17 protein-coding genes are annotated in these 26,646 nt (G+C 70.7%); 6 read left to right on the top strand and 11 right to left on the bottom strand.

Annotated features, from left to right (window positions below; all coding sequences use genetic code 11):
• The first annotated feature begins 34 nt into the window (after nt 1-34).
• The 3 genes from topA to WMF36_RS27265 all read left to right on the top strand — a co-directional run bounded on the left by topA (nt 35) and on the right by WMF36_RS27265 (nt 5,920).
• Nucleotides 35-2,635, top strand: coding sequence for a type I DNA topoisomerase (gene topA / locus WMF36_RS27275; RefSeq protein ID WP_437573692.1), 2,601 nt, complete (start codon nt 35-37; stop codon nt 2,633-2,635).
• 33 nt (nt 2,636-2,668) lie between these two features.
• Nucleotides 2,669-4,123 carry a methylenetetrahydrofolate--tRNA-(uracil(54)-C(5))-methyltransferase (FADH(2)-oxidizing) TrmFO gene (trmFO, locus tag WMF36_RS27270; protein ID WP_437573691.1) on the top strand — a complete coding sequence of 485 codons (1,455 nt, stop codon included), beginning with the start codon at nt 2,669-2,671 and terminating at the stop codon, nt 4,121-4,123.
• 315 nt (nt 4,124-4,438) lie between these two features.
• Complete coding sequence (locus WMF36_RS27265) at nt 4,439-5,920, top strand: DUF2330 domain-containing protein (RefSeq protein WP_437573690.1); 1,482 nt, start codon at nt 4,439-4,441, stop codon at nt 5,918-5,920.
• 7 nt (nt 5,921-5,927) lie between these two features.
• Here WMF36_RS27265 and WMF36_RS27260 read toward each other — a convergent pair whose 3' ends face one another.
• From WMF36_RS27260 to WMF36_RS27235, 6 genes are all read right to left on the bottom strand, one after another.
• Nucleotides 5,928-6,413: a DUF421 domain-containing protein gene (locus tag WMF36_RS27260; protein WP_437573689.1), complete on the bottom strand. Its 486-nt coding sequence runs from the start codon at nt 6,411-6,413 to the stop codon at nt 5,928-5,930.
• Between the two features lie 5 nt (nt 6,414-6,418).
• The gene (locus WMF36_RS27255; RefSeq protein WP_437573688.1) at nt 6,419-7,096 is read right to left on the bottom strand and encodes a hypothetical protein; all 678 of its coding nucleotides are present in this window, start codon (nt 7,094-7,096) and stop codon (nt 6,419-6,421) included.
• Nucleotides 7,097-7,209: 113 nt separating this feature from the next.
• Nucleotides 7,210-9,138: a protein kinase domain-containing protein gene (locus tag WMF36_RS27250; RefSeq protein WP_437573687.1), complete on the bottom strand. Its 1,929-nt coding sequence runs from the start codon at nt 9,136-9,138 to the stop codon at nt 7,210-7,212.
• Nucleotides 9,139-9,288: 150 nt separating this feature from the next.
• Nucleotides 9,289-9,723, bottom strand: coding sequence for a hypothetical protein (locus WMF36_RS27245; protein WP_437573686.1), 435 nt, complete (start codon nt 9,721-9,723; stop codon nt 9,289-9,291).
• A gap of 322 nt (nt 9,724-10,045) precedes the next feature.
• Nucleotides 10,046-15,886: a HAMP domain-containing protein gene (locus tag WMF36_RS27240; protein ID WP_437573685.1), complete on the bottom strand. Its 5,841-nt coding sequence runs from the start codon at nt 15,884-15,886 to the stop codon at nt 10,046-10,048.
• 529 nt (nt 15,887-16,415) lie between these two features.
• Complete coding sequence (locus WMF36_RS27235) at nt 16,416-17,060, bottom strand: hypothetical protein (RefSeq protein WP_437573684.1); 645 nt, start codon at nt 17,058-17,060, stop codon at nt 16,416-16,418.
• 403 nt (nt 17,061-17,463) lie between these two features.
• On the opposite strand from WMF36_RS27235, the gene WMF36_RS27230 reads away from it, so the two are divergent.
• Together WMF36_RS27230 and WMF36_RS27225 are read left to right on the top strand one after the other, a co-directional pair.
• Nucleotides 17,464-18,645 carry a mechanosensitive ion channel family protein gene (locus tag WMF36_RS27230; protein WP_437573683.1) on the top strand — a complete coding sequence of 394 codons (1,182 nt, stop codon included), beginning with the start codon at nt 17,464-17,466 and terminating at the stop codon, nt 18,643-18,645.
• 404 nt (nt 18,646-19,049) lie between these two features.
• On the top strand, nt 19,050-20,162 hold the full coding sequence (locus WMF36_RS27225) for a CBS domain-containing protein (protein WP_437573682.1): 1,113 nt from the start codon (nt 19,050-19,052) through the stop codon (nt 20,160-20,162).
• Nucleotides 20,163-20,265: 103 nt separating this feature from the next.
• On the opposite strand, the gene WMF36_RS27220 is transcribed toward WMF36_RS27225, so the two are convergent.
• The 4 genes from WMF36_RS27220 to WMF36_RS27205 all read right to left on the bottom strand — a co-directional run bounded on the left by WMF36_RS27220 (nt 20,266) and on the right by WMF36_RS27205 (nt 25,164).
• On the bottom strand, nt 20,266-20,814 hold the full coding sequence (locus WMF36_RS27220; RefSeq protein WP_437476810.1) for a hypothetical protein: 549 nt from the start codon (nt 20,812-20,814) through the stop codon (nt 20,266-20,268).
• Nucleotides 20,815-20,824: 10 nt separating this feature from the next.
• Nucleotides 20,825-21,319: a YtxH domain-containing protein gene (locus tag WMF36_RS27215; RefSeq protein ID WP_437573681.1), complete on the bottom strand. Its 495-nt coding sequence runs from the start codon at nt 21,317-21,319 to the stop codon at nt 20,825-20,827.
• 424 nt (nt 21,320-21,743) lie between these two features.
• Nucleotides 21,744-22,316 carry an OmpA family protein gene (locus tag WMF36_RS27210; protein WP_437573680.1) on the bottom strand — a complete coding sequence of 191 codons (573 nt, stop codon included), beginning with the start codon at nt 22,314-22,316 and terminating at the stop codon, nt 21,744-21,746.
• A gap of 301 nt (nt 22,317-22,617) precedes the next feature.
• Entirely contained in the window at nt 22,618-25,164 is a 2,547-nt protein-coding gene (locus WMF36_RS27205) for a PAS domain S-box protein (RefSeq protein WP_437573679.1), read from the bottom strand.
• A 253-nt stretch (nt 25,165-25,417) separates the two neighbouring features.
• On the opposite strand from WMF36_RS27205, the gene WMF36_RS27200 reads away from it, so the two are divergent.
• A complete protein-coding gene (locus WMF36_RS27200) occupies nt 25,418-25,936 on the top strand; it encodes a hypothetical protein (RefSeq protein ID WP_437573678.1) in 519 nt (172 codons plus the stop codon).
• Nucleotides 25,937-26,084: 148 nt separating this feature from the next.
• Here the strand turns inward: WMF36_RS27200 and mug are convergent, their stop codons facing one another.
• Nucleotides 26,085-26,597, bottom strand: a complete 513-nt coding sequence (mug, locus tag WMF36_RS27195) for a G/U mismatch-specific DNA glycosylase (RefSeq protein ID WP_437581968.1) — start codon at nt 26,595-26,597, stop codon at nt 26,085-26,087.
• Nucleotides 26,598-26,646: the final 49 nt, after the last annotated feature.

The following is a 26,646-nucleotide window of genomic DNA, read 5'->3' as shown; positions in this document are numbered from 1 at the left end:
AACAAGCCCATATCTCGTTGCTCAGAAGGTGGTGATGGCCAAGACGCTCGTCATCGTGGAGTCGCCGGCGAAGGCGAAGACCATCAAGAAGTATCTCGGCAACGGGTACGAGGTGTTCGCCTCGAAGGGGCACGTCAAGGACCTGCCCAAGAAGCAGAACGCTGTCGACGTGCTGAACGATTTTGCCGAGACCTACGAGGTCATCGAGGGCAAGGAGAAGGTGCTGGAGGAGCTGAAGTCCGCCGCGAAGAGGGCGGACGAGGTGCTCCTGGCGACCGACCCCGATCGCGAGGGGGAGGCGATCGCGTTCCACATCTCGGAGGAGATCAAGAACCCGAGGCTCAAGGTGGCCCGGGTGGAGTTCCACGAGATCACGAAGAAGGGGGTCGACCACGGCGTCCACAACCCCCGCAAGCTCGACGAGAACCTCTACGACGCCCAGCGGGCGCGGCGCGTGCTCGATCGCATCGTCGGCTACGACGTCTCGGCGCTCGTGTGGTCGAAGCTCGCGTTCGGCCTGTCCGCGGGGCGGGTGCAGTCGGTCGCGCTGCGGCTCATCGTGGATCGCGAGCGCGAGGTCGAGGCGTTCGTCCCGGAGGAGTACTGGAACATCGCGGTCGGCCTCACCGCGGCGAGCCCGCCGCAGCGCGCGTCGTTCGTCGGGAAGCTCGCCTCCGCCGACGGCAAGAAGCTCGAGGTGACGAACGGCGAGGTCGCCGCGAAGGTGCGCGCCGACCTCGAGACGGCCGGCTACCGGGTGGCGAAGGTCGCGCGGCGCGAGCAGAAGCGCAACCCGCCCGCCCCGTACACGACGTCCAAGCTCCAGCAGGACGCGACGAACTACCTGCACTTCGGCGCCAAGCGGACGATGCAGATCGCGCAGGCGCTCTACGAGGGCATCGACCTCAAGCGCGACGGCGGCCCGGTCGGCCTCATCACGTACATGCGTACCGACTCGACGCGCGTGAGCGACGACGCGATCGCCGAGGTGCGCGGCGTGGTCGCGAAGCGGTGGGGCAAGGAGTTCGTCCCCGAGCGCCCGAACATCTACAAGTCGAAGAAGAACGCGCAGGACGCGCACGAGGCGATCCGGCCGACGAGCGTCGAGATCCACCCGGACTCGATCAAGAAGTACCTCAAGGACGAGCAGTACAAGCTGTACAAGCTCATCTGGAACCGCTTCGTCGCCTCGCAGATGAACCCGGCGGTCTACGACCGCACGACGGTCGAGATCGACGTCTCGCCGACGATCGCGGCGCCCACGTACCGGAGCTACCTCGCGAGGGCGAGCGGGCGGATCCTGAAGTTCGCCGGCTGGCTGCAGGTGACCGAGGGCCAGCAGGAGTTCGCCGGCGAGGAGGAGAGCGCCGGCGCCGCGCCGGACGGCGGTGGAGGCGCCGCGCCTGCGCCCGCCGAGGCGAGCGCCGCCGAGGCGGAGCGGGCGGCGCCGGGGCCCGCGGCCGAGGAGGACTCGGAGGCGCTCCTGCCCGACATGAAGGAGGGCGAGGCGCTCGCCGTGACGCCGCCGGGGGTCGTCACCGACCAGAAGTTCACGCAGCCGCCGCCCCGCTACAACGAGGGCTCGCTGGTGCGCGAGCTGGAGAAGCGCGGCATCGGCCGCCCGTCGACGTACGCCGAGATCATCAGCAAGGTGCAGCAGCGCGCGTACGTGGAGAAGCGGGAGGGCGGCGCGTTCCAGCCGACGCTCCTCGGGAAGTTCGTGGTCGACGGCCTCGTCCGGTCGAACCTCGACATCATGGATCCGAACTTCACGGCGCAGATGGAGGAGGAGCTCGACGAGGTCGGCGCCGGCACCTTGAAGCGCGAGCAGCTGCTCAAGCGCTTCTACAAGAAGTTCAGGGAGCAGCTCGACAAGTCGAAGAAGCTCGCGCCGTGGAAGCCCGAGGCAGAGAAGACCGACATCGTCTGCGACGAGTGTGGGTCGATGATGCTCAAGAAGTGGGGCAAGAACGGCTGGTTCTTGAGCTGCGAGCGCTACCCGAAGTGCAAGGCCACGCGCGACCTGTCCGACGCGCGGGGGACAGCCGCCGTCCGCGAGACCGACATCTCGTGCGACAAGTGCGGGAAGCCGATGATCATCAAGACGGGCCGCTTCGGCGACTTCCTGTCGTGCACCGGCTACCCGACCTGCAAGAACACGCGCCCGGTGCCGCTCGGCGTCGCGTGCCCGAGCTGCGGCGGCGACCTCATCGAGATCCGGCCCCGCAAGAAGGGCGGGCGCACCTTCTACGGCTGTTCGAACTGGAACGCCGAGCAGAAGTGCGAGTTCAAGCTCTGGCAGAAGCCGGTGCCGATCCCGTGCCCGCAGTGCGGCGCGAAGTTCGTCTCCCGCACCGCCGGCAAGAAGGCGATGCTCGTCTGCGCGACAAAGGAGTGCGGCTTCAAGCAGGAGATCGTCGAGGCGGAGGGGGAGGACGGCGCCGTGAACGGCTCCGCCCCCCTCGACGCCGCGGCGATCGTCGCGAGCGCCGCGGCGGCGCCGGCCGTCCGGCCCGAGCCGGCGGAGCCCGCGCCGGCCGCCCGGCCCGAGGCTGTGCCTCCGAAGGCCGGCGCGCCCCAGGGGGCAGCCGAAAAGCCCGCGCGGGCCGTGCGCGCCCGGCGCACGGCGAGCTAAGAAGGCCGCGAACCCCCCATCCTGGTGACCTGTATGAACGGAGCGGAGAGCCCGCACGACGTCGTCGTCGTCGTCGGAGGCGGCTTGGCCGGTTGCGAGGCGGCGTACCAGCTCGCGCAGCGCGGGCTACGCGTGCGCCTCGTCGAGATGAAGCCGCACAAGCGCACCCCCGCGCAGACGAGCGATCGGATGGCCGAGCTCGTGTGCTCGAACTCGCTGCGCGGCGCCGCGCTGAGCAACGCGGTGGGGCTGCTCAAGGAAGAGCTCCGGCGCGTGGGCTCGCTCGCCCTGCGGTGCGCCGACGAGACCTCGGTGCCTGCCGGGGGCGCGCTGGCGGTCGACCGCGAGCGGTTCGCCGAGGCGATGACGCGGGCGATCGAGGCCCACCCGCGCATCGCCGTGGAGCGGCGGGAGGTGACGGAGATCCCCGAAGGGCGCCCCGTGATCCTCGCGACCGGGCCGCTCACGTCCGACGCCCTCGCGGCGAGCCTCGCCGCGGCCGTGGGCGCCGAGCACCTCGCCTACTACGACGCGATCGCGCCGATCGTCAGCGCCGACTCGATCGACTGGTCGCGCGTGTGGAAGCAGTCGCGCTACGGCAAGGGGGGCGCGGTCCGCGGCGAGCGAGCTGCGCCGCCGGAGGGGGCCGCGCAGCCGGAGCGGGCCGCGCCGCCGGAGCGGGCCGTGCAGCCGGAGGACGCGGCCGAGCGCCGCGATGACGCCGAGGCCGGCGACGAGGCGTATGTGAACTGCCCCTTCGACGAGGCGCAGTACAAGGCGTTCGTCCGGGCCCTCGTCGAGTCGGAGAAGGTGGAGGCCCGCGCCTTCGAGGAGGTGCGCTACTTCGAGGGGTGCCTGCCGTGCGAGGTGATGGCCGCGCGCGGCGAGCAGACGCTCTCGTTCGGGCCGATGAAGCCGGTCGGGCTCACCGATCCGCGCACCGGCAGGCGCCCGTACGCGGTGCTCCAGCTGCGCCCGGAGGACGAGGCGGCGACGGCGTACAACCTGGTCGGCTTCCAGACGCGCATGAAGTACGCCGAGCAGCTCCGGGTGTTCCGGATGGTGCCCGGCCTGGAGGAGGCCGAGTTCCTGCGCATGGGCTCCGTGCACCGGAACACCTTCGTCAACGCGCCGGTGCTCCTCGGCCCGGCGATGGAGCTCCGCGCGCTCCCGGGCGTGCACCTGGCCGGACAGATCGCGGGCGTCGAGGGCTACGTGGAGAGCGCCGCGGCCGGGTTCGTGTGCGCGCTCCTCCTCGCGCAGCAGCTGCGGAACGAGCCGCTCCGGCCGCCGCCGCCCACGACGGCGCTCGGCGGCATCCTCACGCACCTCGGCCGGACGCAGCCGTCGTACCAGCCGTCGAACATCACCTGGGCGCACATCGCGCCGCTCGATCCCGCGAGCGGCAGGCTGCGCAAGCGCGCGCGCTACGAGGCGATGGCCGAGCGCGCCCTCCGCGACCTCGACGCATGGTGGGCAGCGGGCTGACGGGCGGCCCCGGCGGGCGTGACGGTGGTCCCGGCGGGCCATGATGGCGGCCTCGACGGAGCCGTCGGCGCATGGGCCCAGACGAGCGCCCATGAAGACGGTAACTCGGGAAAAGCATTGATGTTTGTTCCTGTCTTCCCGCCTTCCTGCGGACGCTGACCCCCGTCCCGCGGCGCCGCCGCGCGCCAGCGACGCGCCAATCGTGCGCGGGCCGCCTGCCACGCGCGGGCTTGGATACCCTGGCGGTGGTGCGCTGCGCGCCGCCCGCGCGCTCCGGGATCCGCACGCGCGGACCCGCGCCCATGGAGGTAACCGATGAAACTTCGCTTGTTCTCGCTCCTTGCGCTCGCCGTTCCTTCCGTGACGCTCCTGCCGCCGCGCGAGGCGCTCGCCTGCGGCGGGTGCTTCGCCCCGACGACCGAGACCACGGTCGTCAACGCGCACCGGATGGTCCTCTCCTTGTCGCCCGTCCAGTCGGTGCTCTGGGATCAGATCCAGTACGCCGGCGATCCGAGCGAGTTCGCCTGGGTGCTCCCGGTGAAGCCCGGGGCGACCATCGAGGTCGGCTCGGACGCCTGGTTCGAGACGCTCGACGCGGCCACGTCGGTCCGCATCACCCCGCCCAACTCCATGTGCGCCTCGAGCGGGGGGGGCTGCGGCACGCTGGGCAGCAGCGACTCGGCGGCCGGGAATGGGGCGTTCGGCGGCGAGCAGGTCACGGTGCTCCACCGCGGCACCGTCGGCCCGTACGACACCGTGACGCTCGCGACCGACACGCCCGGCGCGCTGAACAAGTGGCTGGAGGCGAACGGCTTCGGCGTCGACGCGTCGACGCAGCCGGTCATCGACGCCTATGTCGAGGAGCGCTTCGACTTCATCGCCCTCAGGCTCCAGCCGGGCAAGGACGTGAAGGAGATGAAGCCGGTGCGGGTCGTCATGCCGGGGGCGAGCCCCACGCTCCCGCTCCGGATGGTCGCCGCCGGGACGGGCGCGAACGTCGCGATCACCCTCTTCACCATCAGCGAGGCGCGGCTCGCTCCGGAGGGGTTCGCGGCCGCGGCCGTCCCCCACGACCTCCTCGCGTGGGACTTCGCCTCGCAGGACTCGAACTACGGCGAGCTCCGCGAGAAGGCGCTCGCGGCGGCCGACGGCGGCCGCGCGTTCCTCACGCCGTACGCGCAGCAGGGCTCGCTGTTCTCGCCCGTGTCGAGCTCCGCGGCGCCGTTCGGCGTGCAGTACACGACGAGCGGCTCGACCACCCCGGTCGACACGATCGCGGCGGCGTTCGCCCAGCAGGGGCTCGCGAACGGCGAGGCCCAGGACAGCGCGTGCGCCGTGCGCTTCGCCGAGATCGCGATGGAGGACCGCGTCGTGGCGAACCCGTGCCCCGCCGGCGTCCGGCCCGACGATCCGAGCTGCGGCGAGGTCGCTGCCGGACAGATCGACGCGCGCGAGCTCGCGTGCGGGGAGCTCGACGACCTCGCGGTCGCGATGGTCGGCCTGCACCCGAAGGACGTCTGGCTCACGCGCCTCGAGGCGAACCTGCCGCGCGCGGCGCTCGACACGGACCTCGAGCTGATCCCCGCGAAGCAGGAGCGGGTCGACAACTGGATGCGCGCCCGCGTGAGCGTCCACGCCGAGGTGCTCTGCGGCGCGGCGCTCCCCCTCGTCGACGGCGACCGCGCCTCGCGGACGCGCGGGCAGGGCACGCTCGTGGGCATGACGCTCGGCGCCCTCGCCCTCGCGGCGGCGATCGCCCGCCGCGGCGCGCGCCGCTTCGCCTCGCGCCCCGCCTGACCGGCGCTCAGACGCCCGCGTCCCTCGCCCCCCGCCGCGCGACGGGCAGGCCGTGGCCCTGCTCCGGAATGATGCTGAGATCGCCGTCCGCCTCGAGGATGGCCCAGCGCACCTGGGAGAGGTGCTCCAGCCCGCTCTTGTGCATCTCGGAGACGATCTCCTCCGGCTGGATGCGCTCGCGGTTGCACGCCTCTTCCAGGAGCCGACCCTTCGCGACCAGGACCGTGGGCGAGCCGTCGATGACCTTGGACGCCCGCGGGACGAGGTGCGTCAGGACCGACGTCAGGAACACGAGCACGAGCAGCGTGGACACGCCCGCGAGCGCGTTCGCGAGCGACGCCTCGCGGACGAGGGCCTGAGAGACGATCTCCGGAATCAGCATGAGCGTGACGAGCTCGAAGGCAGACAGCGAGCTGAGCTCGCGCTTGCCGAGCACGCGGAACGCCACGGCGAGGAACACATAGACGACGGCGACGCGGGCTACGGTTTCCATGGCTGTCAGGGGAAGATGAACGTGCGGAGCGGCACCTCGGCGCCGCGCTCCCCGTCGCACGAGAGGGTTACGTTGCCCGAGGTGAGCCAGGAGCGCTCACCCCGGAGCTCGAGGACGATCCGGCGCTGCTCGCCGGGCGCGAGGCCGCCCAGCTCGAAGCGCCCGAGGGTCGTCTCCGCGGGCGTGGCGCGGCGCTCCTCGAAGCTGTCCAGGTAGGCCTCGTCGATCGTGAGCGCGGCGGCCCGGCAAGGCGCGTCCGCCGTGCGCGTCACGTCGATGGTGAGCCGCTCGCTGTCGCGGAAGCGCATCCGCTCGGGGTACGCGACGCGCAGCGCGAGCCCCGGCGCCGTCGCCTCGCGCGTCTCCCGGGCGTGCATGAACAGGGCGCTGGCCGCCACGCAGGCGAGCGCGAACGCGCCGATCGCGTGCTTCGGGCTCAGCTCCAGCCGGCGCCGCATGGCCGGCGCGAGAGGCGGCTCGGGCGGCGCCGCGCGAGCGCGCCCGTTTACCTGGGCGGGCTGAGGAGCAGAGATCTCATGACGGGACGGGACCATCGCGCACCCGCCGTACAAGAGTGATGCCGCGGTCAGCTCGCGCAGGAAGACGTAGAGCTGGGCTGCGCAGGAGAGGCCCCTTGCCCCGGCGGCGATGTGGCGCCGCGGTCGAGCGTGGCAGTCTGCCACGAGGAATAAAATTCTTCTCCAGGTGTCCTGGTGCCTTGGCGGTCTGTCTTCTTCTCATTCGAGCACACCGACCCGGGGCCTCGATGTCGCCCGGGCCCGGTGAACCCGAGCTGCTACGGCGCTGCTGGGGCGCTCGGGGGCTCCTCCGCTACCCCGGCATCCACAGGCGGCGGCGCATCCGCGGGCGGCGGCGCTTGCTCGGCCGCCGGCGGGGGCGGGGCGGACTCCCGCTTGGCCGCCGCTGCGTCCTCGTCCACCTCGACGGCGGGGGTCGAGGCATCGGCCACCGGCGGGCAGGCCGATTCCCCGGCCTCCTGTGCCCCGCCAGCAGGGCAGGCCGCGGCCACGGGCTCGTGCGGCGCGTCGATCGGGGACGCCTGCGCATAGAGCCGCGGCGCCTCCACGCCCGCGTCGGCCACGGGTAGATCCGGGAGCGGCGCCCTCGCGGTCGGCGCCGGCGACCTGACAGGCGCGGCGGCGGGTGCCGGGGACGGGGTCGGAGGGGGAAACGTCTTCGGGGCGCGCGTGGGCGCCGAGGCCACGGGCTCGGCCGGCGGCACCACGACGCCGAGCGCCATGGCGGCCGTGAGGGAGCTCGGCTCGGCCGCCGGACGCACCGGAGGCGGCTCCTCGACCACCGTCGCCGCAGGCGCGGCCGGAGACGCCGGCGTCAGCTCGACGGCGGGGCGCGTCGCGACAGGCGCCACGCTCCACGCCGCCGCCCCCGCCATGAGGACGAACCCCGCCGCCGCGACGCGACGGAACGGGAAGCGCTCCCGCAACGACGGCCGCACCGACGCGGACGCCACCCCCGGCGGATTCACCATCGCGGTCGCCTCGGACCACGCGCGCTCGCCGCTCTCGTCCAGCGCCCCGCGCCCCACCAGAACCGGCGCCCTGCGGCTCGACTCCCCGGGCATCCGGCGCGCGGACGCCATGGGCAGCTGCAGCTCCAGCGAGTCGTCGGCGCGGCGCGAGTGCAGCGTCGGCGCAGCGCTCACCACCATCGGCCGCGGTGACTGCGCGGGGAGCTGGCTCGTCCGCTCGTCCAGCCACTGCGCGCGGAGCGACGCGCCGGACACGTCCTCCGAAACACCCCGCGAGAGGAGCCACGTCGCGAGCGCGACGCCGAGCTCACGCATGCTCCCCCAGCGATCCGCCGGGGCCTTGCGCAGCCCGCGCTCGATGATCGTCCACAGCGCCGGGTCGGTGCCGCACCGCTCGACGAGCGACAGCACCGGATCCTGGATGACCGCCCGAAGCGTCCCGAACCCCTGCTCCCCGGCATAGGGCGTCTCGCCCGCGATCGACTCGTACAGCATCGTGCAGAGCGCCCAGATGTCCGCGCGATGATCGATCCGGCCCTGTCCCAGCGCCTGCTCGGGCGGCATGTACTGCGGGGTCCCGATCACGGCCGCGCCCGTCGAGCCGGACTCGGGCTCGGTCCACGTCACCTTCGCGATCCCGAAATCGACGACCTTCGGATGGATCCTCCCGTCGCCCTGAGCCGCGAGCATCACGTTGTCCGGCTTGAGATCCCGGTGGACGACGCCGCGCTCATGCGCCGCGTGCATCGCGCTCGCGACCGGCAGCAGGATCGCGATCGCCGCCTCGGGTGAGAGCCGCTGCTCGCGGCAGAGCACGTCCCGAAGGGCCTCGCCCTCCAGCAGCTCCATCACGATGTACGGCGTGCCGTCCGCGGTCTTGCCCAGATCGAAGACGCGCACGATCCCCGGATGACTGAGCTTCGCCGCAGCCCGCGCCTCGCGCAGCAGGCGCTCCGCGATCGCGGGAGAGCGCATCTCCGGCCGCAGCACCTTGATGGCCACGTTGGCCTCGAGCGCCGTGTTCGCGGCGACCCAGACAGAGCCCATCGCCCCCTCTCCCGCCTTGCGCAGAAGCTGGTACTTGTCGCCCACCACGGTGCCGGCCTCGAAGCGCTCCCCTAAGGTGTGCTCGAACCCCTGGGTCATGTTGCTCGACATGCGCTCTCCTGCCGCCTGCTTCGGCCATCCGCCGCCCACCACGTCACGCTTCGCCACGGGCCAAACCTGGAGCATCGCTCGTGCCAGGCGTTCCTCTCGGGGAGCGCCTGAAATGCCGCACGGGGCCGTCAGCGGCGGCGAACCCCATCGAGGCAAGTTGCCACGCGCCGAGCGCCCCGGCAGCACGCGAGCCGCCCCGCGAGTCGACTAGATGAAGCTGTCATAAGGGCGTCGCGCGCTCTCGCTCCGGACGTTCTCGGCGCCGGAATACTCGAGGATCATCTCCAGGATCTCGGCGTCTCGCCCCGAGGTCGCATGAACGCCCACGAGGATCGCACCTTGCCGCAGGCCGCTCTCGTAGACGCGCGCGCGGTGCTCGGGGATTCCAGCGCCGACGAGCGCACCGACGAAACCGCCGGCCGCGCCGCCCGCGCCCGCGAGCGCTGCCTCGATGGGGCCCGCCACGACGAGCCCCAGGCCAGGGAACGCCACGCTCGCGTCGACCCCCGCGAACGCGGCGAAGGCCGCCCCGACCGCGCCGCCGACGTCCGCCCTCGATCCGTTTCCGCCGTCGACAGGGTGGCTGCCCGGAGCGTCGCTCATGACAAGGCTGATGGCGTCGCGCTTGTAGCCACAGCTCATGACGCGCTCAACCGTTCTGTCGGCGTCGAGCCGTGTCCTCACAAGACCGGTCACCAGCTTTGCCCTCACCTACAGCTCCTTTCCCGAAGAACGTCCTCGCCGGGCGCGTCCCCGCTCTGTACTCTGGAATCCCACACCGGCACAGCAGGCTCCGTGCCAGCAAGGAATGCCTCAAATGCACGCTGTCCTGCGCCGTCGGCTGTGGACGGTCGGCGCGCGAGCCTGCGCAGAGACGCCACACTGGGGCGTCATTGCAGCCAAGACGAACCGCCGCGCGCGCTCGGGCACGGCCGCGCGGCGGTGAACCGGGGATGAAGCGAGCTCAGCGATGCAGCCAGATCCGGAGCAGCGCGAGCAGCTGCTCCGTGTCGACCGGCTTGGAGATGTAGTCTGTCGCGCCGGCCTCCAGGCATTTTTCGCGATCGCCCTTCATCGCCCTGGCCGTGACGGCGATGATCGGCAGCGTCTGGAAGGCGGGCCGATTCCGGATCGCCCGCATCGTGTCGTATCCGTCCATCTCCGGCATCATGATGTCCATGAGGACGACATCGATGCCGCTCGTCCTCTCCAGACGCTCGATGGCGGCCTTGCCCGTGTCGGCGGCGAGCGTGGTCATCCCGTGGCTCTCGAGGACGGTCTTCAGCGCGTAGATGTTGCGGAAATCGTCGTCGACGATCAGCGCGAACTTGCCGGAGAGCGCGGCGGCCGACTCGTGGAGCTGCTCCACGATGAGCCGCTTCGGCTCGGGCAGATCCGAGATCCGGCGGTGCAGCGCGAGCGTGACCTCGTCGAGCAGCCGCTCCCGCGACTGGACGTGCTTCACGGGCAGCCGCTGCGCGAGGCGGCCGATCTGCACCTCGTCGTCCCCGGCGATATCGGCCGGTGTGTACACGATGGCCGTCAGATCGGCGAAGCGCCCGGCGCGGTCGAGGTGCTCGATGAGCTCGAAGCCGGGCATGTCGGGCAGGCGCAGCCCGAGGACGAGCGCGTCGCACGGCTCGCGCTCGAGCGCGGCGAGCGCCTCCTGGCCCGTCGTCACGCTGGTGATCGCGAGCCCCTCGTCCCCGAGCAGCTCGACCACGGGATCGCCCGATGCCCTGTCCGGCTCGACCACGAGCAGCCGGCGCCGCGGCGAGCTGACCAGCCCGTCGAGCCGCGCGAACGCCTCGTCGAGCGCGGTCCTGCTGCTGAGCGGCTTGATGAGGAGCCCCACCGCGCCCATCCGCCGCGCGCGGCTCCGCTCCTCCTCCGTCTCCGTCGTGATCACCTGGACCGGGACGTGCCGCGCCGACAGATCGCGCTTCAGGCAGTCGAGCACGCGCCAGCCGTCGATGTCGGGCAGGTTGATGTCCAGCGTGATCGCCGACGGCTTGAGCTCGCGCACCAGCGAGAGCCCCGTCGCGCCGCGGACGGCGACGACCGCCTTGAAGCCGTGCTCTCGCACGACATCCACGAGGAAACGGGCGAACGCTGTGTCGTTCTCGACGATCACGATCGCGCGGTCGCCGGGGCGGACGGTCTCGCTGTCGTCGATGATCTGCGTGTCTGCGACCGTGGCCATGCGCTCCGACGGCCGGCTGCTGTGGACGGTTTCGTCGAGGGCGGGCGGCGCGTCGAGGACGTGCGCCGGCTGCCGCCGCGCGGCGCGCACGGGCCGGTGGCTGCGCGGCAGATAGAGCGTGAACGTGCTGCCGCGGCCCGGCGCGCTGATGAGCGTGAGATCGCCGCCGAGCAACCGCGCGATCTCCCGGCTGATCGCGAGCCCGAGCCCGGTGCCCCCGTACTTGCGGCTCGTGCTCCCGTCCGCCTGCTGGAACGCCTCGAAGATGATCTGCTGTTTGTCCGGCGCGATCCCGATGCCCGTGTCGTGGACGGAGAGGGCGATCACCGCGTCGGCCCGGCTGAGCACATCGTTCTCACGGCTCCAGCCGTCGCGGGCCACTGTCACCTCCAGGATCACCTTGCCGCGCTCGGTGAACTTGAAGGCGTTGGACAGCAGGTTCTTGAGCACCTGCTGCAGCCGCTTCGCGTCGGTGAGCATCGAGGACGGCAGCATCGACGAGAAGGCGAGCTCGAAATCGACTTTCTTGGACTCGGCGACGTGCCGGAACGTACGTTGTACGTAGTCGGACAGGTCCTTGAAGTTGATCTCGCCCACGTCGACGACGACGGTGCCCGACTCGATCTTCGAGAGGTCGAGGATGTCGTTGATGAGCGCCAGGAGATCGGTCCCCGACGCGTGGATCGTCTTCGCGAACTCGACCTGCCGCGCGGTGAGGTTCTGGTCGTTGTTCCTGGAGAGCTGGTCCGAGAGGATGAGGAGGCTGTTCAGCGGGGTCCTGAGCTCATGGGACATGTTGGCCATGAACTCCGATTTGTATTTCGACGTGAGGGCGAGCTGCCGCGCCTTCTCCTCGAGGGCCTGGCGGGCCTGCTCGACCTCGTGGTTCTTCCGCTCGACCTCGACGTTCTGCTCGGCCAGGAGGCGCGCCTTCTCGCCGAGCGCGGCGTTCGTCTCCTGGAGCTCCTCCTGCTGGCTCTGGAGCTCGCGCGCCAGCGACTGGGACTGCTTGAGCAGGTCCTCGGTGCGCATGTTGGCCTCGATCGTGTTGAGCACGATGCCGATCGACTCGGTGAGCTGACCGAGGAACGCCTGGTGGGTCGGGCTGAAGCGCTCGAGCGACGCGAGCTCGATGACGGCCTTCACCTGCCCCTCGAAGAGCACGGGCATCACGATGATGTTGACCGGGGGCGCCCCGCCGAGGCCGCTCGTGATCGTGATGTAGTCGGGCGGCGCGTTGACGAGGAGGATCTTCTCCTTCTCGAGCGCGCACTGCCCGACGAGCCCCTCGCCGAGCTTGAACTGGTTGTCGACGTGCTTGCGCTCCTTGAACGCGTAGCTCGCGAGCAGCTTCAGCACGGGCTCCTCCCGGGAGGAGTCCATGATGTAGAAGACGCCCTGCTGCGCCGTGACCACGGGGGCGAGCTCGGACAGGATGAGGCGGCCGACGGTGAGGAGCGCCTTCTGCCCCTGGAGCATGCGCGAGAACTTGGCGAGGTTGGTCTTGAGCCAGTCCTGCTCGCTGTTCTTCAGCGTCGTGTCCTTGAGGTTGCGGATCATCTCATTGATGTTGTCCTTCAGCGCCGCGACCTCGCCCTGCGCCTCGACCTTGATCGACCGGGTGAGGTCGCCCTTGGTCACGGCGGTGGCGACCTCGGCGATCGCGCGCACCTGCGTCGTGAGGTTCGCCGCGAGCTGGTTCACGTTGTCGGTGAGGTCCTTCCAGGTGCCGGCCGCGCCGGGCACGCTCGCCTGCCCGCCGAGCTTGCCCTCGACCCCGACCTCGCGCGCCACCGTCGTCACCTGATCCGCGAACGTCGCGAGCGTCTCGATCATGCCGTTGATCGTGTCCGCGAGCGCGGCGATCTCGCCCTTCGCGTCGACGACCAGCTTGCGCTTGAGATCGCCGTTGGCGACCGCGGTCACGACCTTGGCGATGCCGCGCACCTGGTTCGTCAGGTTGCCGGCCATCGAGTTCACGTTGTCGGTGAGGTCCTTCCAGGTGCCGGCGACGCCGCGGACGTCGGCCTGTCCGCCGAGCTTGCCCTCGGTGCCGACCTCGCGCGCGACGCGGGTGACCTCGGAGGCGAAGGAGTTGAGCTGATCGACCATCGTGTTGATGGTGTTCTTGAGCTCGAGGATCTCGCCCTTGACGTCGACGGTGATCTTCTTGGAGAGGTCGCCGTTGGCGACGGCGGTGGTGACGGCGGCGATGTTGCGCACCTGGGAGGTGAGGTTGCCGGCCATCGAGTTGACCGAGTCGGTGAGGTCCTTCCAGGTGCCGGCGACGCCCTTGACGTCGGCCTGTCCGCCGAGCTTGCCCTCGGTGCCGACCTCGCGCGCGACGCGGGTGACCTCGGAGGCGAACGAGCGGAGCTGATCGACCATCGTGTTGATGGTGTCCTTGAGCTCGAGGATCTCGCCGCGGACGTCGACGGTGATCTTCTTGGAGAGGTCGCCGTTGGCGACGGCGGTGGTGACGGCGGCGATGTTGCGCACCTGGGCGGTGAGGTTGCCGGCCATCGAGTTGACCGAGTCGGTGAGGTCCTTCCAGGTGCCGGCGACGCCGGTCACCTCGGCCTGCCCGCCGAGCTTGCCCTCGGTGCCGACCTCGCGCGCGACGCGCGTCACCTGCGCCGCGAAGGCGCTCAGCTGGTCGACCATCGTGTTGATGGTGTTCTTGAGCTCGAGGATCTCGCCCTTGACGTCGACGGTGATCTTCTTCGAGAGATCGCCCGTGGCGACGGCGGTGGTGACGGCGGCGATGTTGCGCACTTGCGCGGTGAGGTTGCCGGCCATCGAGTTGACCGAGTCGGTGAGGTCCTTCCAGGTGCCGGCGACGCCGCGGACGTCGGCCTGTCCGCCGAGCTTGCCCTCGGTGCCGACCTCGCGCGCGACGCGGGTGACCTCGGAGGCGAAGGAGTTGAGCTGATCGACCATCGTGTTGATGGTGTTCTTGAGCTCGAGGATCTCGCCCTTGACGTCGACGGTGATCTTCTTGGAAAGGTCGCCGTTGGCGACGGCGGTGGTGACGGTCGCGATGTTGCGCACCTGGGCGGTGAGGTTGCCGGCCATCGAGTTGACCGAGTCGGTGAGGTCCTTCCAGGTGCCGGCGACGCCGCGGACGTCGGCCTGCCCGCCGAGCTTGCCCTCGGTGCCGACCTCGCGCGCGACGCGGGTGACCTCGGCCGCGAGAGAGCTCAGCTGATCGACCATCGTGTTGATGGTGTCCTTGAGCTCGAGGATCTCGCCCTTGACGTCGACGGTGATCTTCTTGGAGAGGTCGCCCTTCGCGACGGCGGTGGTGACGGTCGCGATGTTGCGCACCTGCGCCGTGAGGTTCGATGCCATCGAGTTGACCGAGTCGGTGAGGTCCTTCCAGGTGCCGGCGACGCCGGTCACCTCGGCCTGCCCGCCGAGCTTGCCCTCGGTGCCGACCTCGCGCGCGACGCGGGTGACCTCGGAGGCGAAGGAGTTGAGCTGATCGACCATCGTGTTGATGGTGTTCTTGAGCTCGAGGATCTCGCCCTTGACGTCGACGGTGATCTTCTTGGAGAGGTCGCCGTTGGCGACGGCGGTGGTGACGGCGGCGATGTTGCGCACCTGGGAGGTGAGGTTGCCGGCCATCGAGTTGACCGAGTCGGTGAGGTCCTTCCAGGTGCCGGCGACGCCCTTGACGTCGGCCTGCCCGCCGAGCTTGCCCTCGGTGCCGACCTCGCGCGCGACGCGGGTGACCTCGGAGGCGAACGAGCGGAGCTGATCGACCATCGTGTTGATGGTGTCCTTGAGCTCGAGGATCTCGCCCTTGACGTCGACGGTGATCTTCTTGGAAAGGTCGCCGTTGGCGACGGCGGTGGTGACGGTCGCGATGTTGCGCACCTGGGCGGTGAGGTTGCCGGCCATCGAGTTGACCGAGTCGGTGAGGTCCTTCCAGGTGCCGGCGACGCCGCGGACGTCGGCCTGTCCGCCGAGCTTGCCCTCGGTGCCGACCTCGCGCGCGACGCGGGTGACCTCGGAGGCGAAGGAGCCCAGCTGCTCGACCATCGTGTTGACGGTCTTGGCCGTCCGGAGGAACTCGCCGTCGAGCGGCCTGCCGTCGACCTCCAGGGCCATGACCTGCGAGAGATCGCCCTTGGCGACGGCCCCGATGACGCGCGCCGTCTCGGCGGTGGGGTGGACGAGATCGCCGATCAGCGCGTTGATGCACGCGACCTCGTCGGCCCACGCGCCGTTCACCTCGCCGATGAAGGCGCGCTGCGAGAGCTTGCCCTCCTTGCCCACCACGCGGCTCAGGCGGTCGAGCTCCTTCGCCATCCTGTCGTTGAGCTCGACGACATCGTTGAACGTGTCTGCGATCTTTCCGTCGAGCCCGATCCAGTCGACGGGCAACCGCACCGAGAAATCGCCCTTCTTGAGGCTCATCAGCGAGGTCAGCAGCGTTCGCTGGTCGAGCCCGTCGCGCTCGATGGGCGGGCTCACCGCCGCGGGGGCCTTTGTCGCGCGCGCGGCGCCGTGCAATCCCTCGCCGGACGCGCCCTTCTTGCTCTTGCCATTGCCAGCTTTCGCTTTCCGGGCCTTGTCGAGGTCGCTTCGCTGCTCCATGCCGCTGTTCTCCTGGCCCTGCCTTGCGGGCAGGGCCAATCTGTTAAGGGAAACGAGAGCGCGCCCCGGCCGCGGAGGGACCCCGGAGCGCCTGAAGCGGTGGGACCCGGCGCCCCGGCGCGCCCCCCGGGCGCCGTGGCATCATCGCAAGGCGGCGAGAGGAGGAGAGGTGGAGTTGCCCTCTCGCCTGCGCGGCGGAATCATCGACCGCCTCGGGCTTCGGCGGGGCGCCTCGCGCCGCCAGGAGGCGGGGCTCTCGCAGCCCGACCGTGAAGATTCCGTCGGGGCCCATCGGGTTCAGGCTTCGAGGCACGGTGGCCATGCGCGTCTGCACCCACCGCGCCGCAGCATGCGGTTTCGTATACTACGCAGGCGCGCAGCCAGGCAAGCTTCGCGCCGCGTGCGCGCGCTGGCCGCATGCTGCCGTGGGCGCGGGTGTTGCGCGTCGGCGCGGGTGTTGCGCGTCGGCGCGGGTGTTGCGCGTAGGCGCGGGTGTTGCGCGGGCGCAGGTGGTGGCCGAGGCGCTGCCTCAGGCCACGTCGGCCTTGGGCGTGCGGCGCCTCGGCGGGGGAGCGCTGGGCTTCTCTCGTGGCGTGACGATGCAGTAACGCCCTGCCTCGCCTACCCTCTCGTGGACGCCCGACTCCATGGCCTCTCGCGCCGGCTTCAGCGGCGGCAGCCATCGCGACACGTTGGCGAGGCACGAGGGGCGCTCGGGGAACGGAGAGTGACGGGGGCGCGGCCGCTCCGAGAGGGCGCCGTGAGGCCGCTCCGAGGCGGCGTCGTGCGGTCGCTCGATGGCGTCGTGGGCCCGCTCCGAGGCGGCGTCGTGGGCCCGCTCCGAGGCGGCGTCGTGAACCCGCTCGGCAGCGTCGTGGGCCCGCTCCGAGGCGGCGTCGTGGGCCCGCTCCGAGGCGGCGTCGTGCAGCCGCTCCGAGAGCGATCTGGGATGCAGCCGCTCCGAGAGCGAGCCGGGATGCGGCCGCTCCGAGGGCGAGCCGAGGAGCCCCTCGATGGCGGCAGCATTCTGCGCAGGGAGCGTGCCGGATGATGCGCGCCGCTTCGCGGTCGTCGCGGCGATCCGGAGCCGGAGATCCTCGACGTGCTTCGCGAGCCGCTCCGTCTCCTCGGTGAGCCGCGTGAAATCATCGACCTGGCTTCGGCGCTCTGACATAAACGAGTCCTTTGCTGCGTCTCTTCAGCTGATCTCGACTCTCTGGTTGACTTAGCTGCACACCGCATGCCGGGCCAGCGCAGACTGTTGGAACGGAACGGATAAGGAGGAGTCGTGCGGCGTTGTAGCGATTTGTCGCAGCGTGGCAGGGCTGCCTCCACCTGTAATCGCGATGTCGGCTGTTCGCCAGCAGAGCGCGCCGGACATCCAGAGGGAAATGCCGGAGCGGACTCGGCGGCACGCTCTGTGCCGTGGCAAGGCCGCATACAGGATGGATGAGCCCGTCGCGCCTCGCTGCGTCATGGCCTCTTCCGTCGCGCTCGCGGGGCGCCACGGGAGGGCCGTGCCTCGGGAGTGGACCTGGCATGACGGCGCGCGAGGCGCTGATTGAAGGAGCAGGCCCGTGCAGAACTCGAACTTTGAATCGCTCGGCGCCCGGCTGGGGCTCCCGACCGACGGTTTGTGGCAGTGGGTGATCGTCGCGGCGAGCGTTCCGGTCGGCTTCGCGCTCGCTCGGCTGGTTGTGGGGCTCTTCCGGCGCGCCGGTTCGGTCATCGTGCGACGGACGGCGACGCCATGGGACGAAAAGACGCTCGACGCGGCAATCGGCCCCGTGACGCTTTGTCTCGGGATCATCCTGACGGCGAGCCTCGCCAAGATGACGCCGCTCGGTCAGGACCTCGTGGCCGATCTGCGGTCGCTTCTCTCGGCGCTGTTCATCGGCGGGGTTGCGTGGCTGCTCATGCGCATGGTGGGGATCCTGACGGAGGTGCTGGACGCGCGCGCCCTGCGGCACCTCGAGGAGGGGAGCGAGTCGTCCCGCGGGCTCCGCACCCAGGCGCGTGTGCTCGAGCGGGTCGCGCGGGTGGTCATCGCGATCGTGGCGGGCGCGCTCGTGCTCCTGAACTTCGAGACGGTGAGGAACGTCGGCGTCTCGCTCCTGGCTTCCGCCGGCATCGCGGGCGTCGTGCTCGGCCTTGCGGCACAGAAGCCGGTCGGCGCGATCCTGTCGGGCCTCCACATCCTGTTCACCCGGCCCATCGACTTCGGGGACAAGGTCGTGGTGGATGGAGAGTTCGGGACCGTCGAGGAGATCCGGCTCACCCACGTGGTGGTGAAGATCTGGGACGAGCGGCGGCTCATCGTCCCGACCGCGCGGCTCCTCGATCAGTCGTTCCAGAACTGGACGAAGCACGGCTCGGAGAAGCTGGGCACCGTCGAGCTCTACGTGGATTACCGCACGCCGGTGGACGCCGTGCGGCGGCACTTCGAGTCCACCCTCCCGAAGAGCCAGCTCTGGGACAAGCGCGTGAAGGCCGTCCAGGTCACGAAGGTGACAGAGCGCACGGTCGAGGTGCGCTTTCTTGTCTCGGCCCGTGATGCTGGGGAGCTGTTCGATCTGCGGTGCTGGCTTCGCGAGGAGATGCTGCGCTGGATCCAGGAGCTCGAGGAGGGGATGTACCTGCCGCAGGAGCGCTTCTCGCGGGCGTCTCCGGTCGCCGAGGGGGTCGAGCGGCGGGATCCGGCCTCGGGCCGCGCGCGGCGGGCTGGAGCGGGCGACGGCGTGGCCGATGTGGCGCCGTGACGGAGCGCGCCCGCTACGTAGCGGAACGCCACACCGCGACATCGAGGCAGAGGCGATGACGCCGGCGCGCTCATCCGGCGCATCACGGCCGCGTGAGTGTCCCGTCGCGCCCGCGTCGACTCGATGAAACAGGCGGAGCGCGGAACGGGCCTTCGAGCCCCTCCGCGCGCTCCATCGCCCGCCGCGACCCGCCTTTGCGCGGCGGTGGGTGCCGCGCGCCGGCGGGCGCAGGAAAGCGGCATGCATTTTGCTGTGAACATAGAAAGATCCGGCACGTTGGCCCGTCAGCCGTCGACCGCGCGACGAGGTTTCGCCACGCCCTGGGGGGACTGGGGCGTGGCAGGTCGTCACTGCCCCTCCCGCTCTGCGCAGCTGTCTGCGCGGGAATCCAGGAGCAACACGCCATGAATTGGGTCATCAGGATCACGCGGATCGGCGGAATTGATGTCGTCGCGCACGCGGCGTTCGGCCTGCTCATCCCGATCGGGGCGCTCCAGTGGGGGGCGCGGCACGGCGGGGGCGGCGCGCTCTTCGGCTGCGCGCTGGGGGCGGCGTTGCTCGCGTGCGTGGCGCTGCAGGCGCTCGTGCACGGGATCGTGGCGCGGCAGCTCGGGCTCCGGCTGAGCGAGGTGCTGCTCTCACCGATCGGCGCGATCGCGAGGCGCTCGCGGCCCGATGCGGGGTGGGCGCAGAGCGGCGCCCTCGGCCTCGCGGCGAACTTCGCGCTGGCGGTGCTCTTCTTTGTGGCCGCCGGGGCGCAGCACGGGGCGGAGGAGCTCCGGTGGGCGTCGGTCCTGCAGGCGGCGGAGGCGCCCTCGCGCGAGACGGCGATCGTGTGGATTGCCAGCGCGAACCTCGGGATCGCGCTGCTCGGCCTGTTCCCCGCGCTGCCGCTCGAGGGGGGCCGGGTGCTGCGCGAGGCGCTGTCGCCGCTCACGGGCACCTGGCTCGCGACGTCGATGGCGGCGACGATCGGGCAGGCGATGGCGGCCGTGCTGTTCTTCATCGCGCTGATCGGCGGTCAGCTCCTCATCGCGGTGCTGTCGGCGCTCCTGTTCCTGGGGGCGCGGCGGGAGTGGAGCGCGGCGCAGGCGGTGATGGCGCCTGTCGCGTCGTCCCAGGCGCGCGAGGGCAGGGCGGTCCAGCTGTGGCCCGGCGAGCTCGTTCGCGACGCCGCGCGGCGCATGCTCGCGAGCCAGGAGCCCGACTTCCCGGTGGTCTACGAGGATCGCGTGATCGGGATCGTGACGCGCACGGACGTGATGCGCGCGCTGGCTGCCGGCGAGGAGGGGTCGTTCATCGCCTGGATCATGCGCTGCGACGTGCCGCGGGTGGCGGCGGACGTGTCGCTCGACGAGGTGGGGCGGAAGATGGTCGAGAAGAACACGCCGGTGGTCGCGGTCTTCGACGGGGAGAGCTACCTCGGGCTCGTGAAGCACTCGGACATCGCGGGGGCGCTCACGCGGGGGCGCGGGGGGAGGCTCGGGAGGATCCGGCTGGCGGCTCAGGCGGGGTAGCTGGGGCCCACGGTTGAGCTGATGAGGCGTGGCTCGCGCGAAAACGCCCCGCCCCCCGGAGTTGGGGGCGGGGCGTTGGGACGCGTCCCGGAGAGGCGGAGACTCAATCGTTTCGCACGAAATTGAGCTTGAAGGAGACCACGAGCACGAGCGCGTCCTGACTGATACGCCGCTTGCCCCAGGCGACCCCGATGTGCAGCCCCTCGATCGGCTCGAGGTTGGAGGGGAGACCCACGGTGTTCGTGAGCGTCTTCGTGAAGTTCCACTCCGGCTTCTTGTTCGCAAGCGCCGAGTTGACGGCCTTCATGATGGTGTGGTCGATGATCGAGGGGAGGCCGCGGATGTCAGCCTCCTCGAGCTCGACGTTGAACGCGAGGACGTTCCCCTTGTTCCTCTCGATGATCTCGGGGGAGATCAGCACCCTGAGCTCGTCGAGCTGGATGGTGGGGTTCACGCCCGCGATGGACCACTTCAGCTCCGCAGGACAGGTGACGCGCAGGCCCATGTCCTCGACCAAGGTGATGTCGGTCGCCTTGCCCAGGTAGAGCCAGCGGTCGGTCTTCTCGTCGTCGTCCAGGTGGATCTTCACAGGGAGGAACTCGCCCAGCACCTGGACGAGATCCTCACGCGTGATGATGGCTTCGAGCCACACGGCTTCCGCCTCAGCTCAGGTGGTGACCGCTCTCGCCGCCCTGGGCTCGCCCGCCCTCGGTGCCGTAATGCGAGTTCCCGGTTTCGGACGACGAGACCGCGCCCTTCACCGCGTCGACGGCGCCGTCGACCTTGTCGTGGACCGTGCGCTCGGCCTGCTCGACCCCGCGGGTCGCCTGGCGCTTCAGGCCGTCGAGGCGGTTCAGGATGTCGCGGCGCAGCGCCTCGCCGGACTTCGGCGAGAGCAGCATGGCCACGCCCGCGCCCACCGCGATGCCGGCGCCGAAGAACGCGAGCGTCGTGAGCGGGCTCCGCTTGCGCGCCAGGCCGACCCAGCCGAGCACGTCGTCGAAGCCGAGCGCCCCGAGGGTCGCGGCGATCCCGGCGGCCGCCTTCGCGACGTCGAACGCGGTCATCTTCGCCGTCGTCGCGGCGACACCCGCGCCGCCAGCCGCCGCCTCGTACACACCCTTCGCAGTCCCCACCGCGTCATTCAGTCTCGTCATGGCTCTTGTCTCCTTGTGACGGACATGACGTCCGCCGGTTCGTGAGCGGATGCATTGCAGGCCCCGGACCAACCCCCAGATCGCGCTGCGCGGCCCGCTTACCCCCGCAGCCGCGCCCCCTCACCGTGGCGCCTCCGTGACGAAATGCCACATCTGTCGTGACGCGCCTCCCCAGTCCGCCCCGGCGCCGCGCCGTCGTGCCATCGTGCCGTCGCAAACGTAAGATGTGAACTCAGGATCTGAAGCCGCGCTGCGCCCACGCGAGACGCGCGCTCTTCGCGCCCTCCGATCCGCGCCCGCCGAGCGGGGTGCGCCCGCACAGGAGACGGGCCCAGATCGGCGTTTTCGGCGCGGAGGCGTACTCCAGTACGCCGAGCACCGAAAACGTCGAGATGGGCCCGTATCCGCAGCGGGCGCTCCCCGCTCACCGGGGGGAGTGGGCGATGCCGATGAGAGCTACGTCGACCCGGCGATCATAGCCGTAGGAGTACATCGGCTGAGTGCCGACCGCCTCGGACGCGCCCGTCGCGCGCACCGCGATGCGATCCGCAGAGATGCCCTCCTTCACGAGGATCTCCTTCACCCGCGTGGCGCGGCGGAGCGAGAGATCCTGGTTGTAGGCCTGCGCACCTCGCGGATCGGCCCGGCCAATGAGCTCTATCCTCGCATCCTTGAGGTTGGAGGTGAGCAGGCAGTCGACGACAGCCCGGAGCTCCAGGTGCTCCTGCGGCAGCGGCTCGGCGGAGTCGAAGGCGAAGTTCGTCTTGGGCAGCCGGCAGACATCGGCGATGTCGGCACCGAGGGTGAGCCCGATGAACCGATCCTCGCCCTCCCTCAGATCGGGCCACTCGACCTTGTAGACCCCATCGGGGCCCGGGTTGGGCAATCTCGGCTCAGATCGCGCCTGCTCCGGAGGCGGGGCCGCGGCGCACGCGGAGAGAAGCGAGATCGCAAGCGCGCCCAGGTAGACCCTGGGCAGGTTGAATATCGACGGCATGAATACCCTCCTTTTCGAGGTCTGCGGCCCGAGAGAAGCGACACGGCGCCGGAAGAGTAAGGAGCAATGCCTTCTTCGTTCCGCCATCCCGGCGCGCGTCGTCTCAGGTCGCCTGTTGTATCGCGGAGGGGTGTTCAAACTCCGTGCCGAGCCGGAAGTCACGGCGCGATCGCCGGGCGCGCCTCGAGCCGCGTGAGGCGTCACGTCTCGACCCGACGTGCAGCTCAGGCGGTGGCTGCCGCGATGCTGCTGAGTCCGCGCGCGGCGCTGCGTCACGCGCAGCGCGCGGCGACCGGCAGGGTCATCCGGGCGAGGAGGGCTCTCTGGCCTCGAGCTTCGGCCAGGTGAAACGGAAGGTGGCGCCGGCGCCGACGGCGGACTCGACCCACGCGCGCGCGCCCTTGCTCTGGACGATCTTCTGCACGACCGACAGGCCGATGCCCGTGCCCTCGACCTTGTCGCGCGCCTTCAGCGTCTGGAAGATGCCCCAGATCCGGTCGTGGTACTCGGGCGCGATGCCCGAGCCGTTGTCGGAGACCGAGAACTCCCAGAACGGGCCGGCGTCCCGCGCGCTGAGCCGGACCTCCGGATCGGCGCGCCCCGCGTGCTTCAGCGCGTTGCTGATGAGGTTCAGGAACGTCTGCTGGAGCGGCGCGCGCTCGGTGACGAGGACCGGCATGTCGGGGGCGATCTCCACCCGCGTCTCCGGCGGGGGCGCGAGCAGCTCGACGATCTCCCGGAGGAGCTTGCCGACGTCGATCGCCTCGGGCTTCTCGCGGACGCGGCCCGCCCGCGAGTAGCTCAGGATCCCGTCGATGAGGTTCTCCAGCCGGTGGACGCGCCCGCGGAGCAGATCGAGCTGCTTCCGGCTCTCCGCCGTCATCTTGTCGTTCAGATCCTCCTCGATCCACTGCGAGAGGTTGGCGATGCCCCGCAGCGGCGCCTTGAGGTCGTGGCTCGTGACGTACGCGAACTGATCGAGCTCCTTGTTGCTGCGCTCCAGCGCCTGGACGAGCCGCTGCCGCTCCTCCTCGGCCCGCTTCTGATCGTCGATGTCCGTGTACGTGCCGAACCAGCGCACGATGCGGCCCGACCCGTCGCGCGCCGCGACCGCCCGGCCGATGAACCAGCGGTAGACCCCGTCGGCCCGCCGGAGCCGGCACTGGCTCTCGTACGGCTCGCCCGTGCGGAGCGCCTGCCGCCACGTCTCGATCGCCGGCTCGTGCTCCTCGGGGTGGATGATCCGGCTCCAGCCCTCGCCCCCCGTGTCCTCGGCCGTCAGCCCCGTGTAGTCGTACCAGCGCTGGTTGAAGTACTCGTGATGGCCGTCCGGGCGGTTGGTCCACACGAGCTGCGGCATCGTCTCGGCGAGCAGCCGGAACTGCGCCTCGCTGTGCTTCAGCTCCTCCGCGAGCGTCTCGACCTCCTTGCGCACCGTGACCTCGCGCTCGAAGAGCAGCGCGTTGTCGACGCTGAGGGCGGCGCGCCGGGCGAGCTCCTCGGCGAACTGCACGTCCGCCTTCGTGTAGCGCCGGCCCGACTCCGCATGCGCGAGCGTGATCGCGCCGAGGACGCGCCCGCGCGCCGCCAGCGGCACGACCAGGTACGACCGGAGGCCGAGCTGGCGCGCCATCCGGAGGTGCTCCTCGTCCCGCGCGTTCTCGACGATCAACGCGTCCGGGATGTCCTGGGCCCACTCGGTCTCGCCGGTCCGGAGCACCTTCGGCACTCCGCGGTTCGCCCCGGGATCGACTGGGTATCTCTCCTCGATCTGCCGGACGAGCGTCACCTTCTCGGGGTCGGTGTGCTGGACGGCGACGCGCTGGATGACGCCGTCCTGCGCCTGGATGTCCACCGCGCACCAGTCGGCGAGGAGCGGGACGATGAGCCGGGCGAGCTGCCCGAGCGTCACGCGGAAATCGAGCGAGGAGGAGAGGATCTCGCCCGCGCCCGCGAGCAGGCTGACGTTGGCCTCGGCGCGCTTGCGCTCGCTGATGTTGAGCACGTAAGTGAGGTTGCGCCGCTGCGTCTCGATGCGGGCGGAGCCGACGAGGACCGCCACGCGCTTGCCGTCCTTGCGGATGTACTCCTTCTCGAACTGCTTCGTGGCCCCGTGGACGCTCAGCTCGTGGACCGCGTCGCGATGCACGTGCTCGTACTCCGGGGGGGAGAGCTGCTGCCAGGTGAGCGAGCCCGCCTTGAGGTCCTCGCGGGTGTAGCCGACCATCGAGAGGAAGCAGTCGTTCGCCTCGATCACGCGCCCTTCGTAGTCGCTGAAGAGCAGGCCCATCATGCTGGTGTCCATGATGCGCCGGAACACCTCGTCGCTCGCCTGGCGCTCCAGCTGGCGGAGCGCCGCCTCCTGCCGCTTGATCTGCTCGGCCCTGCGGTGCAGCTCGACGAAGACGGCCACCTTGGCGCGGAGGATGTCGGGATTGAACGGCTTGACGACATAATCGACCGCGCCCTCGCGGTAGCCGCGATACAATCGATCCTCGTCCTCCGGCAGCCCCGAGATGAAGATAATCGGCGTGTGCCTCGCCTGATCGAGCCCCCTCACGCGAGCGGCCGTCTCGAAGCCGTCGATACCGCGCATCTTCACGTCCATGAGGATGAGCGCGAACTCCTCGCGGGTGAGGTGTTCGAGCGCCTCCTCGCCGGATTGCGCGGTGACGAGCCGCTGGCGCAGCGAATCGAGCACGGCCTCGAGGGCGAGGAGGTTCGGGCGGTGATCGTCGACGAGCAGAATGCTCGCGACGGGCTCGGAAGGCGTGGAGGGGAGGGGGGCGCCAGGCGGGAGAGGGGCCTTCTTCTCGTAAGGGCTCAGCCCTGGCCTTCTGTCGGGCATAACGATGACGGTTAACGGCGCCCGGACCGTCTGGCAAGCGAAAGCGGCGCTCGCACGGCAGCGGCGGATTCTCCAGCATCCCAGCCACCACGCCGCACCGCGCCGCGCGGCGCCGGGCCCCCGAACGCCACGCTGAGGCGATCCGGCACGCGTGGCGAGCGGAGCGACAGGCGCCGGCGTCGCGATGCGCCGCTGCAGGCGGCCGCGCGTGGCTGGCATGAAGCCTGCTGGATGTGCCGCCGAGGGAGCACCTATGCGATTCGGACTCAAGCTGGCTTCGTTCGTCGGCGCGCTTGGCGGAGCGCTCGTGGGCGCGCTGCCGCCGTCGCCGGCGAACGCGGCCGACGGGGCGGGGCTCTACGCGCTCCCGCCGGGCCGGTCCGAGGCGTCGGTGAGCGCCGCGATCCAGGCGGCGGAGCCGCCCGCGACGTCTCGAGGGACGTTCGTGGCGCTGGTCGAGCGCACGATGGTGGCCGCCTTCGCGCCGCCTCCGGCCGAGATGCGCGTGGCGCCCCTCGTGAGCCGAGGCGGCGGCGGTGGGCTCCGCCTCGTGCTGCCCATGTGCGAAGAAGGCTGTTCGCGTTACGCGTCGCGCGGAGTGCTCCTCGTCACGCAAAGGATGCCCGACTCGCCGATGGCCTGGCTCGCTGCGGTGAGCAACCGCGGCGCGCGCTCGCCCGAGGGGCCGCCCGGCCTCGCGGCCCTGCGGGAGGAGGCCCGCAGCGCGCGCGCAAAGGTGCCTCAGGAGGAGGAGAGCGCGCTGCCCGAGTAGGCGCGCGGGCGAGGCGGCGAGCGCGCGTCCGCGGGGAACCCGCCTGTCCACCGCGACCGCCGAGCTGGCTTGAGGGGGAACAGCCGAGTCGCGACGGCGGTAGGCGGGCACCACCTTTCGGGAGAGCGGAGTCGGCGGACTCAGCAGCTCACGGTGAGACGGTGGTAGACGCGACCGCGTCGTGGAGGGCGCGAAACATCGCCGCGAGCTTCTCCGGCTGGTAGCTGGCGTTGAGCCCGCTCGGATTCGGCAGCACCCAGAGCCTCGTCGCTTCGAGCGTCTCCGGCTGCGGGCCGGGCGCGGCGTGGGGCCTGCCGAAAGCGCTCCGGTAGGCGCCGATCCCGAGCACGGCCAGGAAGCGGGGGCGGTAGCGACGCACCTTGGCGGCGAGCCGTTGCCCCCCGGCGGCGAGCTCGTCGGTGGAGAGCTCATCGGCCGATGCGGTCGCTCGCTCGACCACATTGGTGATCCCGTAACCGAGCGTCAGCAACTCGCGCTCCTCGGAGGGAGCGAGCACGCGATCGGTGAACCCGCCGGCGTGCAGCGCCGGCCAGAACCGGTTGCCGGGGCGGGCGAAGTTGTGCCCGACAGCGGCCGTGTAGAGGCCCGGGTTGATGCCGCAGAAGAGGACGCGGAGGTCGGGGGCGATGACGTCCGGCACCGTCTTGCCGGCGGCGGCGAGGAGCTCTTCGCGGGTGGGCCTTCGAGGT

It is taken from the genome of Sorangium sp. So ce887, assembly GCF_051521455.1.
GTDB lineage: Bacteria > Myxococcota_A > Polyangia > Polyangiales > Polyangiaceae > Sorangium.
Note: the sequence above shows the minus strand (reverse complement) of the source record. Positions and strands in the feature narration are given on the sequence as shown.

What these genes read in the sequence shown, in the direction of transcription:
- WMF36_RS27215 (WP_437573681.1), bottom strand. Translation starts at nt 21,319, where the DNA reads ATGACGAGACTGAATGACGCGGTGGGGACTGCGAAGGGTGTGTACGAG.
- WMF36_RS27225 (WP_437573682.1), top strand. Translation starts at nt 19,050, where the DNA reads ATGAATTGGGTCATCAGGATCACGCGGATCGGCGGAATTGATGTCGTC.
- WMF36_RS27210 (WP_437573680.1), bottom strand. Translation starts at nt 22,316, where the DNA reads ATGCCGTCGATATTCAACCTGCCCAGGGTCTACCTGGGCGCGCTTGCG.
- WMF36_RS27235 (WP_437573684.1), bottom strand. Translation starts at nt 17,060, where the DNA reads ATGTCAGAGCGCCGAAGCCAGGTCGATGATTTCACGCGGCTCACCGAG.
- WMF36_RS27265 (WP_437573690.1), top strand. Translation starts at nt 4,439, where the DNA reads ATGAAACTTCGCTTGTTCTCGCTCCTTGCGCTCGCCGTTCCTTCCGTG.
- WMF36_RS27200 (WP_437573678.1), top strand. Translation starts at nt 25,418, where the DNA reads ATGCGATTCGGACTCAAGCTGGCTTCGTTCGTCGGCGCGCTTGGCGGA.
- WMF36_RS27240 (WP_437573685.1), bottom strand. Translation starts at nt 15,886, where the DNA reads ATGGAGCAGCGAAGCGACCTCGACAAGGCCCGGAAAGCGAAAGCTGGC.
- WMF36_RS27260 (WP_437573689.1), bottom strand. Translation starts at nt 6,413, where the DNA reads ATGGAAACCGTAGCCCGCGTCGCCGTCGTCTATGTGTTCCTCGCCGTG.
- WMF36_RS27205 (WP_437573679.1), bottom strand. Translation starts at nt 25,164, where the DNA reads ATGCCCGACAGAAGGCCAGGGCTGAGCCCTTACGAGAAGAAGGCCCCT.
- topA (WP_437573692.1), top strand. Translation starts at nt 35, where the DNA reads ATGGCCAAGACGCTCGTCATCGTGGAGTCGCCGGCGAAGGCGAAGACC.
- trmFO (WP_437573691.1), top strand. Translation starts at nt 2,669, where the DNA reads ATGAACGGAGCGGAGAGCCCGCACGACGTCGTCGTCGTCGTCGGAGGC.
- WMF36_RS27245 (WP_437573686.1), bottom strand. Translation starts at nt 9,723, where the DNA reads ATGAGCTGTGGCTACAAGCGCGACGCCATCAGCCTTGTCATGAGCGAC.